At 66.4% G+C, this 12,080-nt stretch carries 11 protein-coding genes and 1 tRNA gene; 7 read left to right on the top strand and 5 right to left on the bottom strand.

The window, feature by feature from the left end; translation table 11 throughout:
- Window positions 1-278: 278 nt before the first annotated feature.
- From CQY20_RS08575 to CQY20_RS08565, 3 genes are read right to left on the bottom strand one after another with little or no spacing between them, the layout of a single operon-like run.
- Entirely contained in the window at window positions 279-695 is a 417-nt protein-coding gene (locus CQY20_RS08575) for an arsenate reductase ArsC (protein ID WP_234816158.1), read from the bottom strand.
- A gap of 15 nt (window positions 696-710) precedes the next feature.
- Window positions 711-1,430: an aquaporin gene (locus CQY20_RS08570; RefSeq protein WP_272938802.1), complete on the bottom strand. Its 720-nt coding sequence runs from the start codon at window positions 1,428-1,430 to the stop codon at window positions 711-713.
- Between the two features lie 33 nt (window positions 1,431-1,463).
- Window positions 1,464-1,940, bottom strand: a complete 477-nt coding sequence (locus CQY20_RS08565; protein WP_097939657.1) for an ArsI/CadI family heavy metal resistance metalloenzyme — start codon at window positions 1,938-1,940, stop codon at window positions 1,464-1,466.
- Between the two features lie 102 nt (window positions 1,941-2,042).
- Between CQY20_RS08565 and CQY20_RS08560 the strand changes: the two genes are divergently transcribed.
- The gene (locus CQY20_RS08560; RefSeq protein WP_097939656.1) at window positions 2,043-2,402 is read left to right on the top strand and encodes an Rv2640c family ArsR-like transcriptional regulator; all 360 of its coding nucleotides are present in this window, start codon (window positions 2,043-2,045) and stop codon (window positions 2,400-2,402) included.
- A gap of 100 nt (window positions 2,403-2,502) precedes the next feature.
- Here CQY20_RS08560 and CQY20_RS08555 read toward each other — a convergent pair whose 3' ends face one another.
- Window positions 2,503-3,036, bottom strand: coding sequence for a DinB family protein (locus CQY20_RS08555; protein WP_097939655.1), 534 nt, complete (start codon window positions 3,034-3,036; stop codon window positions 2,503-2,505).
- Between the two features lie 202 nt (window positions 3,037-3,238).
- Window positions 3,239-3,311 (bottom strand) — tRNA-Arg (locus tag CQY20_RS08550).
- Between the two features lie 102 nt (window positions 3,312-3,413).
- Between CQY20_RS08550 and argS the strand changes: the two genes are divergently transcribed.
- From argS to rho, 6 genes are all read left to right on the top strand, one after another.
- Window positions 3,414-5,066, top strand: coding sequence for an arginine--tRNA ligase (gene argS, locus CQY20_RS08545; protein WP_097939654.1), 1,653 nt, complete (start codon window positions 3,414-3,416; stop codon window positions 5,064-5,066).
- A complete protein-coding gene (lysA, locus tag CQY20_RS08540; RefSeq protein ID WP_097939653.1) occupies window positions 5,066-6,481 on the top strand; it encodes a diaminopimelate decarboxylase in 1,416 nt (471 codons plus the stop codon). Before argS ends, lysA begins: the two co-directional genes overlap by 1 nt.
- Window positions 6,481-7,806, top strand: coding sequence for a homoserine dehydrogenase (locus CQY20_RS08535; protein ID WP_097939652.1), 1,326 nt, complete (start codon window positions 6,481-6,483; stop codon window positions 7,804-7,806). Before lysA ends, CQY20_RS08535 begins: the two co-directional genes overlap by 1 nt.
- On the top strand, window positions 7,803-8,885 hold the full coding sequence (thrC, locus tag CQY20_RS08530) for a threonine synthase (protein WP_097939651.1): 1,083 nt from the start codon (window positions 7,803-7,805) through the stop codon (window positions 8,883-8,885). The genes CQY20_RS08535 and thrC overlap by 4 nt, the downstream gene beginning before the upstream one ends.
- Window positions 8,882-9,826 carry a homoserine kinase gene (gene thrB, locus CQY20_RS08525; protein WP_097939650.1) on the top strand — a complete coding sequence of 315 codons (945 nt, stop codon included), beginning with the start codon at window positions 8,882-8,884 and terminating at the stop codon, window positions 9,824-9,826. Before thrC ends, thrB begins: the two co-directional genes overlap by 4 nt.
- 274 nt (window positions 9,827-10,100) lie before the next feature.
- Window positions 10,101-11,963, top strand: a complete 1,863-nt coding sequence (rho, locus tag CQY20_RS08520) for a transcription termination factor Rho (protein ID WP_097939649.1) — start codon at window positions 10,101-10,103, stop codon at window positions 11,961-11,963.
- The last annotated feature ends 117 nt before the right edge of the window (window positions 11,964-12,080 follow it).

The following is a 12,080-nucleotide window of genomic DNA, read 5'->3' as shown; positions in this document are numbered from 1 at the left end:
GTGTACATCGCGCCCTTGGGGGGTGCCCGTGGAGCCCGAAGTGTAGATCAGCAGCCGAAGTGTCTCAGCGTCACCGCGAAAAAATCTGCCGACTACCCCAATATCGGAGCGGTCAGCCGCCCACTGCGACTCAGGTCCCGTTCTCCCTCTGGTGTCATGAAATGACTCAGTTATTCTTGCCGAATTTCGTCCCGGTGCAGGCTTTAAATGACCAAGCTCCGAGGGTGCCGGTAGCTGCAATTGCTACACCGACGCGCGGGGCTCGACCCGGCAGGCGCTCATGTTGCGTCCATCGCTTTGACATTGAGCTCGTCCAGCAGTTGGCGCACTCGTTTTTCGATTTCGTCTCTTATTGGCCGGACTTCGTCGACGGTTCTGCCGGCGGGGTCCGGCAGTATCCATTCCTCATAGCGACGGCCGGGGAATACAGGGCACGCGTCGCCGCATCCCATCGTGACGACGACGTCGGCGCTCCGCACCATTTCGTCGGTCCAGCGTTTCGGTTGTTCCGCGGTGATGTCGATGTCCACCTCGGCCATTGCCTCGACAGCGGCCGGGTTGATGCGATCGGCGGGCTCGGAGCCGCCCGAGTATGCCGCTGCCTGATCGCCTGCGAGTCGGTTGAAGAATCCGAGCGCCATTTGCGAGCGGCCGGCGTTGTGGGTACAGAGAAACAGCACGGTTGGTCTTGACACTTCGGACATTCCCTCTCAGTTGTCGGTATTCCCGTGTGGGACAACGACTTCGTCTGCTGCTGCCGCGACGCCGGGATACAAGGCGACCACGAGTGTGAGCCCGATTAGCGCACCCACGAGCTGGGCAGCGATGAACGCGGGCACAGAGTTTGGAGCGATGCCCGCGAAAGAGTCGGAAAATGCACGCCCGATGGTGACGGCAGGGTTGGCGAACGAGGTGGAGCTCGTAAACCAGTAGGCCGCGCCGATGTATGCGCCGACGGCTGCGGCGGATAGCCCCGCCCGACCGGTGCGGGCGAGCGTAAAGATCAGTGCGATGAGCCCGGCGGTGGCGACGACCTCACCGATGAGATGACCTGTCGTCAAACGGTCCTTGGTGGCAATTTCGAACACTTGCCGGTCGAACATGATGTTGGCCAGGAGCGCACCGGCGACGCCGCCGATTGCCTGGACAATGGTGTAAGCCACGAGGTGTTGGCCGCTGATGCCGGTGCCGGCGCGCCGGCCTAATAACCAGTCGGCGGCCGACACTGCGGGGTTGAAGTGAGCACCCGACACGGGGCCGAACAGCAGGATCAGCACGGCTAACCCGAACGCGGTGGCGATGGAGTTTTCCAACAACTGCACACCGACATCGCCGGGTGATAGTTGGGCCGCGGCGATGCCGGAACCAACTACCATCGTCACCAGCAACGCGGTGCCGACGAATTCGGCGAGGAGCCGACGCGCCAGCACGCGACTCGCGCTGCTCCTGCCGTTCACGCTGCGTCAGCAGCAGGACGTCGAGGCGCTGGCCTTTTCGCCCTCTTGCACGGAGGCACCGCAGCACACATCGCCCTGGGGGTCAGGCTCGTGATGCTGTGGGCTAGCGCCGAACGTCTCGGAGTCGGCGAGCACCGTGTAAACCTCCCACTTTTCTCCGGCAGGGCCGGTTACCCACACTTTGTCCTGGGTGGCAAAGCAACAGGTGGTGCCGATTTCCTCGTCGGTGAACAAGCCCTCGCCGGAGAGCCTGGCGATCTCGGAGTGGACCTGGTCGCTGGATTCGACCTCGACCCCGAGGTGGTTGATGGTGCCGCCTTTGCCGGGGTTTTCAAGCAGGACCAACTTCAATGGTGGGTCCACGACGGCGAAGTTGGCGTAGCCCTCTTTGAGCTTGGCCGGCTCGGTGTTGAACAGCTTCGAGTAGAACGTCACGGCCTCGTCGAGGTTGTCGACGTTGAGAGCGAGTTGAACGCGGGACATGGCGTGATCCTTTCATAGTTGTGAGACATATATCGAACTAGCGCGCTCGCCTAGGATGCCCACCTTTTTGATATATGTCAAGAACCATGCCATCATGGGTTCATGCCCAAGACGTTGCCGATGGTCGATATTTCTGCGCCCGTGTGCTGCGCCCCCGTCGCGGCTGGACCAATGACCGACGAGGCTGCACTCGAGGTTGCATTGCGCCTCAAGGCACTCGCCGACCCGACCCGCGTGAAGATCATGTCGTGCCTGTTCAGCTCGTCGGCAGGCGAGGAAATCAGCGGCCAGCTCGCCGCGGTCCTATTACTCAGTGAGTCGACGGTCAGCCATCACCTTGGCCAGCTACGCCGCGCCGGGCTTGTCGAGTCCGAACGCCGAGGCATGAATGTCTACCACCGCGCACGTCCAGAGGCGCTCAGTGCCTTGTGCACCGTGCTGGACCCGAAATGCTGCATGTAGCCGCTGTTGTCAAGGGCTCGGCCTGATGTCTGGCCGCTCATGAAGAATTTTCGACGACCGCTCGGCAGCCGAGTGAGAGGCCCTCGATTTTTTCCGCGGGTCACATGCTGGCCAGCGTTAATTGTTGGCGGTGGTGGTCGTAGTGCTGGCCTGGATAGCGGTAGACGTCTGCGAGCGTCATGTAGTCGCGGAAATAGGGGTCCCAGCCGGGCGGGTAGTGCATGCCCCGGTGCAAAGACGTTTCAGTCTCATTATCGAGCGACCGCTGTAGCTTGCTGATTTCGCGGTCCATCTTCTTGCCCATCCGGCGGCGGTTGTAGTACAGACTGGCCGCGCAGGACCCGTAGTAGTTGATGACGTGGAACGGCGATGTGGCGGCCTCGAGCATCCGCGCATAGGCACGGCTGACTCGGTCAGGCAGTCGCCCGAATATGCGCACGAGAAACAGCAGTCGTCGCACGAGCATGTAGGCGAAAACCATGTGAAATAACAGCTGTTCGTTCGTCCAGCGTGTGTCTGAAGTGAGTTTGTTCCAGTCGTCATCGGCTGCGGCGGCTAGGAGGTGATGAAAGTGGGCGCGGACGCGCTCCAAGTCGGCCGCGATTGCTGCCCGATCGGTTGTTGGTTCCGACATGGCTCGCCTCGATCCATACGGTTATCGCGCCATCGTCAAGCCTATGCACCCATGGGCCGGTCAGAACCGCCATTCGGGCGGTCGCAGGTCGCACGCTGCCGGGCCGAGTTTGGACGCAGTTGTGACACCGTCGTGACACCAGCCTGTTTTCGGGGAGCGGGCCGCCCCGGATATGGGCGGTCAATGCGCAGGTCAGATGGGGTGCCCCCGGCAGGATTCGAACCTGCGGCCTTCTGCTCCGGAGGCAGACGCTCTATCCCCTGAGCTACGGGGGCGCGTTCACAATCCTCGCGCCATGGGCGTGCCAAGGGTAGCGCATTACCGTCGAGGTTTATCGATTCGGGGGCTCACCACCCGAGACCATAGGATGGAGCCTCGTGACCCCCGCCGACCTCGCCGAGCTGCTCAAGACCACCGCCGCCGCGGTGTTGGCCGACCATGGCCTCGATACCGCAGCCCTTCCGGCTTCCGTCACCGTTGAGCGTCCCCGCAATCCTGAGCACGGCGATTATGCGACCAACCTGGCGCTTCAGCTGGGCAAGAAGGTCGGCGCCAACCCCCGTGAACTTGCCGGATGGCTGGCGACCGCGCTGGCCGACGCCGACGGCATCGCGTCGGCCGAGGTGGCCGGGCCCGGCTTCGTCAATCTGCGGCTGGACGCCAGCGCCCAGGGCGTCATCATCAACAAGGTCATCGACGCCGGCTCCAAGTACGGCAACTCCGACGAGCTCGCCGGGATGAACATCAACCTCGAGTTCGTCTCGGCCAACCCGACCGGCCCCATCCACATCGGCGGCACCCGCTGGGCGGCCGTCGGCGACGCGCTGGGACGGGTGCTGTCGACGCAGGGTGCCAGGGTGGTGCGGGAGTACTACTTCAACGACCACGGCGCCCAGATCGACCGGTTCACCAACTCGCTGATCGCCGCGGCCAAGGGCGAGTCCACCCCCGAGGACGGCTACGCAGGCGCCTACATCGGCGACATCGCCCAGCAGATTCTCGCCAAGGAACCCGACGTGCTCAGCCTGCCCGAGGACGAGCAGCGCGAGACCTTCCGCGCGATCGGTGTCGACCTGATGTTCACCCACATCAAGCAGTCGCTGCACGACTTCGGCACCGACTTCGACGTCTACACCCACGAAGACTCGATGCACACCAGCGGCCGCGTCGACCAAGCCATCGCCAAGCTGCGCGAAGCCGGCACCATCTACGAAAAGGATGGCGCAGTCTGGTTGCGCACCACCGACTTTGGCGACGACAAGGACCGCGTCGTCATCAAGAGCGACGGCACGCCCGCCTACGTCGCCGCCGACATCGCCTACTACCTCGACAAGCGCGAGCGCGGGTTCGACCTGTGCATCTACATGCTCGGCGCCGACCACCACGGCTACATCGCCCGGCTCAAGGCGATCGCCGCCGCGCTCGGCGACGACCCCGCCACCGTCGAGGTGCTGATCGGCCAGATGGTCAACCTGGTCCGAGAAGGCCAGCCGGTCCGCATGAGCAAGCGAGCGGGCACCGTCATCACGCTCGACGACCTCGTCGAGGCCATCGGCGTCGACGCCGCCCGGTACTCGTTGATCCGCTCGTCGGTCGACACCCCGATCGACATCGACCTGGAGCTGTGGTCGTCGGCGTCCAACGAAAACCCGGTCTACTACGTGCAATACGCGCACGCGCGGCTCTCCGCGCTGGCCCGCAACGCCGCCGAGCTCGGCCTGATCCCGGACACCTCCCACCTCGAGCTCCTCACGCACGAGAAGGAAGGCACGCTGATCCGCAATATCGGCGAGTTCCCGCGTGTGCTGAAAACCGCCGCCGCGCTGCGCGAGCCGCACCGGGTCGCGCGCTATCTGGAAGACCTCGCAGGTGACTACCACCGGTTCTACGACTCGTGTCGGGTGCTGCCGCAGGGCGACGAAGAGCCCAACGAACTGCACACCGCGCGACTCGCGCTGTGCCAGGCCACCCGTCAGGTCATCGAGAACGGCCTGAGCATCCTCGGGGTCACCGCACCGGAGCGCATGTAATGGCCCATCCCGCCGGCCCTCGGCACGCCGAGGAAATTCATCACCCGGGCGCCCCGCCGCGCCCGGAGTCGGCCGAGCAGCTGCTGGCCCTCGCGCCAAACGTGTGGCCGCGCAACATCGTTCGTGGCGCCGACGGCGTGGTGTCCATCGCCGGTGTCAGCGTCACCGACATCGCCGACGAGTTCGGCACGCCGGTATTCATCGTCGACGAGGACGACTTCCGGTCCCGCTGCCGCGAGATGGCCGAGGCGTTCGGCGGCGGTGAGAACGTCCGCTACGCGGCAAAAGCGTTCCTGTGCACCGAGATCGCCCGCTGGGTGGACGAGGAAGGCCTGTCGCTGGACGTCGCCAGCGGCGGCGAACTCGCCGTGGCGCTGCACGCGGGATTTCCAGCGGAGCGAATCGCCTTGCACGGCAACAACAAATCCATCGACGAGCTGACCGCCGCGGTGAAAGCCGGCATCGGCCACATCGTGGTCGACTCCATGCTCGAGATCGAGCGGCTCGACGAGATCGCCGGCGCCGCGGGCGTGGTCCAGGACGTGCTGGTGCGGGTCACCGTCGGCGTCGAGGCGCACACCCACGAGTTCATCTCCACCGCGCACGAGGACCAGAAGTTCGGGCTGTCGCTGGCCAGCGGCGCGGCGATGGAAGCCGTGCGTCGCGTGTTCGCCACCGACCACCTGCGGCTCGTCGGCCTGCACAGCCACATCGGCTCGCAGATCTTCGACGTCGACGGCTTCGAGCTTGCCGCGCACCGTGTCATCGGCCTGCTGCGCGACGTCGTCGGCGAATTCGGTGTGGACAAGACCGCACAGATCTCGGTCGTCGACCTCGGCGGGGGCCTGGGCATTTCCTATCTGCCGCAGGATGATCCGCCGCCGGTGCAGGATTTGGCGGCCAAGCTCGGCAGCATCGTCCACAACGAGTCGGCGGCCGTCGGGCTGCCGACCCCCCGGCTCGTCGTCGAGCCCGGACGCGCCATCGCGGGCCCGGGCACTATCACGCTGTATCGGGTTGGCACCGTCAAGGACGTGACGGTCAGCCCCACCGCACACCGCCGCTACGTCAGCGTGGACGGCGGCATGAGCGACAACATCAGGACGTCGCTCTACGCCGCCGAATACGACGTGCGGCTGCTCTCGCGGTCCAGCGACGCGGGCCCGACCATCAGCCGCGTCGTCGGAAAGCACTGCGAAAGCGGCGATATCGTCGTCCGCGACGCCTGGCTGCCCGACGACGTCGCGCCCGGTGACTTGTTAGGAGTGGCGGCCACCGGCGCCTACTGCTACTCCATGTCGAGCCGCTACAACCTGATCGGCCGCCCCCCGGTGGTGGCCGTGCGCGACGGGCGGGCCCGCCTGATCCTGCGCCGGGAAACGGTCGACGATCTGCTCAGTTTGGAAGTGAGGTAATGGTGAAACGCGAAAAACCGGTCGGCGTAGCGGTATTGGGTCTCGGCGTGGTCGGCAGCGAGGTCGTCCGCATCATCGAAGAGAGCGCCGAGGACCTGGCGGCACGCATCGGCGCACCGCTGGAGCTGCGTGGCGTCGGGGTGCGACGGATCGCCGACGATCGCGGCGTGCCGGTCGACATGCTCACCAACGACATCGAGGCACTCGTCTCCCGCGACGACGTCGACGTCGTGGTCGAGGTGATGGGCCCGGTCGAACCCGCCCGTAAGGCCATCCTGTCCGCGCTGGAGCAGGGCAAGTCCGTCGTCACCGCCAACAAGGCGCTGATGGCGCAGTCCACCGGCGAGTTGGCCCAGGCCGCCGAGCACGCCCACGTCGACCTGTACTTCGAGGCCGCGGTGGCCGGCGCCATCCCGGTCATCCGCCCGCTCACGCAGTCCCTCGCCGGTGACACCGTGCTGCGGGTGGCCGGCATCGTCAACGGCACAACCAATTACATCCTCTCCGAGATGGCCAGCACCGGCGCCGACTACGCGCAGGCGCTGGCGGACGCGAGCGCGCTGGGCTACGCCGAGGCCGACCCCACCGCCGACGTCGAGGGATACGACGCCGCCGCCAAGGCCGCCATTCTCGCGTCCATCGCCTTCCACACCCGGGTGACCGCCGACGACGTCTACCGCGAGGGCATCACCAAGGTCACCCCCGCCGACTTCGCGACCGCGCGCGCACTCGGCTGCACCATCAAGCTGCTGGCCACCTGCGAGCGGCTCAACAACGACGAAGGGCGGCAACGTATCTCGGCCCGGGTGTACCCGGCGCTGGTGCCGCTGTCGCATCCGCTGGCCGCGGTCAACGGCGCGTTCAACGCCGTCGTCGTGGAGGCCGAGGCGGCCGGCCGGCTGATGTTCTACGGGCAGGGAGCCGGGGGAGCGCCTACGGCGTCGGCGGTGATGGGCGATCTGGTGATGGCCGCCCGCAACCGCGTGCAGGGCGGACGCGGACCGCGCGAGTCCAAGTACGCCAAGCTGCCCATCTCGCCGATCGGTTTCATCCCGACCCGTTACTACGTCAGCATGAACGTCGCCGACCGTCCCGGCGTACTGTCCTCCGTCGCAGCCGAATTCGGCAAGCGCGAGGTCAGCATCGCCGAGGTCCGCCAGGAGGGCGTCGTCGACCAGGGCGGTCAGCGCTGCGGTGCGCGCATCGTCGTCGTCACCCACGAGGCCACCGACGCGGCGCTGTCCGAGACCGTCGCCGCGCTCGCCGACCTCGACGTCGTTCAGGAAGTGACCAGTGTGCTGCGACTCGAGGGAACCAGCGAATGAGCGCGACGCGCGCCGAACCGGTGCACAAGCCGTGGCCCGGCCTGATCGCCGCCTACCGTGACCGGCTGCCGATCGAGGACAGCTGGAAGCCGGTCACGCTGCTGGAGGGCGGCACACCGCTGATCCACGCCAAGCGGCTGTCCGAACAGACCGGCTGCACAGTGCATTTGAAGGTTGAGGGCCTGAACCCGACCGGCTCCTTCAAGGACCGCGGCATGACCGTGGCCGTCACCGATTCGGTCGCGCGCGGCCAGCAGGCGGTGTTGTGCGCCTCGACCGGCAACACCTCGGCGTCGGCGGCGGCTTACGCCGCACGGGCAGGCATCACGTGCGCGGTGTTGATCCCGCAGGGCAAGATCGCGATGGGCAAGCTCGCGCAGGCCGTCATGCACGGCGCCAAGATCCTGCAGATCGACGGCAACTTCGACGACTGCCTTGAGCTGGCCCGCAAGCTGACCACCGACTACCCGACCATCGCGCTGGTGAACTCGGTGAACCCGTACCGCATCGAAGGCCAGAAGACCGCCGCGTTCGAGATCGTCGATGTGCTGGGGACCGCGCCCGACGTGCACGCACTGCCCGTCGGCAACGCCGGCAACATCACCGCCTACTGGAAGGGCTACACCGAGTATCACCGCGACGGCCTGTCCGACCGGCTGCCCCGGATGCTGGGCACCCAGGCCGCAGGCGCGGCGCCGCTGGTGTCGGGCAAGCCGGTCAAGTCGCCGGAGACGATCGCCACGGCGATCCGCATCGGCGCGCCCGCGTCGTGGACGTCGGCCGTCGAGGCCAAGGACCAGTCCGGCGGCCGCTTCCTGGCCGCCACCGACGAGGAGATCCTGGCCGCCTACCACCTGGTCGCCGCGAGCGAGGGCGTGTTCGTCGAGCCCGCGTCGGCGGCGAGCATCGCCGGGCTGCTGAAGTCCATCGAGGACGGCTGGGTGAAAAAGGGCTCGACGGTCGTCTGTACGGTTACCGGCAACGGCCTCAAGGACCCCGACACCGCGCTCAAGGACATGCCGACGGTCACCCCGGTTCCGGTCGACGCGGGCGCCGTCGTCGCAGAGTTGGGCCTGTGACCACAACCCTGCCGGCCGGGCTGACGGCGACCAGCGTTGTCGCGGCATCCAGCGCCAACCTCGGCCCCGGCTTCGACAGCCTGGGCCTGGCGCTGAGCCTCTACGACGAGATCGCGGTCGAGACAACCGAATCCGGCCTGGCCGTCGAGGTCCACGGCGAAGGCGCAGGCCAGGTGCCGCTGGATTCGACGCATCTCGTTGTGCGCGCCATCCAGCATGGGCTGCGCGCCGTCGGATCCACTGTGGCCGGCCTGAAGGTCTGCTGCCGCAACAAGATTCCGCACTCCCGTGGCCTCGGCTCGTCGGCGGCCGCAGTCGTCGGCGGACTCGCGGCGGTCAACGGGCTTGCCAGCCAAGCCGGTCTGAAGCCGATGACCGAGGTAGAGCTCATCCAGCGGGCCTCCGAGTTCGAAGGACATCCGGACAACGCCGCCGCCGCCGTCCTCGGCGGAGGCGTGGTCTCGTGGACGTCGACCGGTCCCACCGGGCCGCGTTATGCCGCCGCCCCGTTGCGGATACACCCCGACATCCATCTGTTCCCCGCGATACCCGAGCAGCGGTCGCTGACCGCCGAGACCCGGGTGCTGCTGCCGCGATCGGTCAGCCACGGCGACGCCCGATTCAACGTCAGCCGCGCGGCCCTGCTGGTCGTGGCCCTCACCGAGCGCCCCGATTTGCTGATGGACGCCACCGAAGACGTCCTGCACCAGCCGCACCGGGCCATCGCCATGCGGGCGTCGGCGGAATATATGCAGCTGCTGCGGCGTTACGGTATTGCAGCGGTGCTATCAGGGGCCGGACCAGCGGTGATCGGCCTGAGCACATCGCCAGAGCTGCCCGAAGAGGCCCTTGAATACGGCGCCGCGAATGGATTCACAATCGGCGAGATGACCGTCGGCCACGGCGTTCGATGGTCACAAGGCAACCCCGTCCGGAGTTGACAAATGCCAGACACGGATCAGCGTGTTTCTTGCTTCCCTGGCAGAAGCAGACTATTCTCGCTGTCGTCCAGCAATCGCATGGTGTTCACCTGCGCCGACACTAGGACAACCACTCACACTTTTGGACTTCCACTCGTGGATTGACGGTTCGCCTTACCGCCGCGAATCCCGACCATCGCCGTTGCAAGTGTGACGGTGCAGCTTCGCGGTCAGTCACTCGGCTGGTCGCAACGAACCCTCGTGACGTGATCACCGGGGGAAAGAAAGGAAATCCGTGACTGATACGGACCTCGTCACGGCTGGTGGCAGCCCCGAACAGACTGAGCTGCCGAATACCGTGAACTCAGAAAAACCATCTGCTGCGGGCACTGACGCACCAAACGCGAAGTCGGCCCCGGCTGCGGAGCAGAAGACGAACGTCTCCCTGTCCGCGATGGTGCTGCCGGAGCTGCGCGCCCTGGCAAACTCCGTGGGCGTCAAGGGCGCCTCGGGGATGCGCAAGAGCGAGCTCATCGCCGCCATCAAAGAGACCCGCGGCGAGACGACTCGCGCCAAGACCGCCGAGAAGACCGACGACGCCTCCGCGAGCAACGGTGCGCCCGCCGACGCCTCGGCCCAGGTCAGCGTGCCCGCAGAGGCAAGCGCACCCGCAGAGGCCGGCGACCAGCAGGCCCCGCCGCGCCGTGAGCGTCGCGCCGCCCGCGACGCCGGCACGCCCGGCAGTCAGGACAAGCAGGACACCAAGAGCGGCGCCGACACCGATGGCGCCGAGAAGACCGCTGCCAAGACCAAGGATCAGCCCGACACCAAGCCGGACACCAAGCCGGACGGCGGTGAGCAGGGCGACCAGCAGGGCGGCCAGCCGCGCGGCGAAGACGACGGCGAAGGTCGTCAGGGCCGCCGAGGCCGGCGGTTCCGCGATCGCAGGCGCCGCGGTGAGCGCGGTGGCGGCGACAGCAGCGGCGAGACCGAACTGCGCGAGGACGACGTCGTTCAGCCCGTCGCGGGCATCCTCGACGTGCTCGACAACTATGCGTTCGTTCGCACCTCCGGCTACCTCGCCGGGCCCAACGACGTCTACGTGTCGATGAACATGGTCCGCAAGAACGGCCTGCGCCGCGGCGACCACATCACCGGCGCCGTGCGGCTGCCCAAGGACGGCGAACAGCCCAACCAGCGGCAGAAGTTCAACCCGCTGGTGCGCATCGACACCGTCAACGGCAAGCCCGTCGAAGAGGCCAAGAAGCGGCCGGAGTTCGGCAAGCTGACGCCGCTGTACCCGAATCAACGGCTGCGGTTGGAGACCACTCCGGACAAGCTGACCACCCGCGTGATCGACCTGATCATGCCGATCGGTAAGGGTCAGCGCGCGCTGATCGTGTCACCGCCCAAGGCCGGTAAGACCACGATCCTTCAGGACATCGCCAACGCGATCACGACCAACAATCCGGAATGCCACCTGATGGTGGTCCTCGTCGACGAGCGCCCGGAAGAGGTCACCGACATGCAGCGCTCGGTGAAGGGCGAGGTCATCTCGTCCACCTTCGACCGGCCGCCGTCCGACCACACCCAGGCCGCCGAGCTGGCCATCGAGCGGGCCAAGCGGCTGGTGGAGCAGGGCAAGGACGTCGTCGTGCTGCTCGACTCGATCACCCGGCTCGGCCGCGCGTACAACAACGCGTCACCGGCTTCCGGCCGGATCCTGTCCGGTGGTGTCGACTCCACCGCCCTGTACCCGCCGAAGCGGTTCCTCGGCGCGGCCCGCAACATCGAAGAGGGCGGCTCGCTGACGATCGTGGCCACCGCCATGGTCGAAACCGGGTCGACCGGCGACACGGTGATCTTCGAGGAGTTCAAGGGCACGGGTAACGCCGAGCTCAAGCTCGACCGCAAGATCGCCGAGCGCCGCGTGTTCCCGGCCGTCGACGTCAACCCGTCAGGCACCCGCAAGGACGAGCTGCTGCTCTCGCCGGACGAGTTCGCGGTCGTGCACAAGCTGCGCCGCGTGCTGTCCGGGCTGGACTCGCATCAGGCCATCGACCTGCTGATGAGCCAGCTGCGCAAGACCAAGAACAACTACGAGTTCCTGGTCCAGGTCTCCAAGACCGCGCCGGGCAACATGGACGACGTCGACTAACTTTTCCCGGCGAGCAGACGCTAAGGTCCGCAAAAGCCCAGGGCGATTTCTGGGGGTGATTGCAACAGCCACCTTGTTGGAGGTTGTTGTGTATCTGAAGGCTTATCCCTGGATTAT

Origin of the sequence: Mycolicibacterium agri (genome assembly GCF_002553505.1) — a bacterium.
Taxonomy (GTDB): domain Bacteria; phylum Actinomycetota; class Actinomycetes; order Mycobacteriales; family Mycobacteriaceae; genus Mycobacterium; species Mycobacterium agri.
Note: the sequence above shows the minus strand (reverse complement) of the source record. Positions and strands in the feature narration are given on the sequence as shown.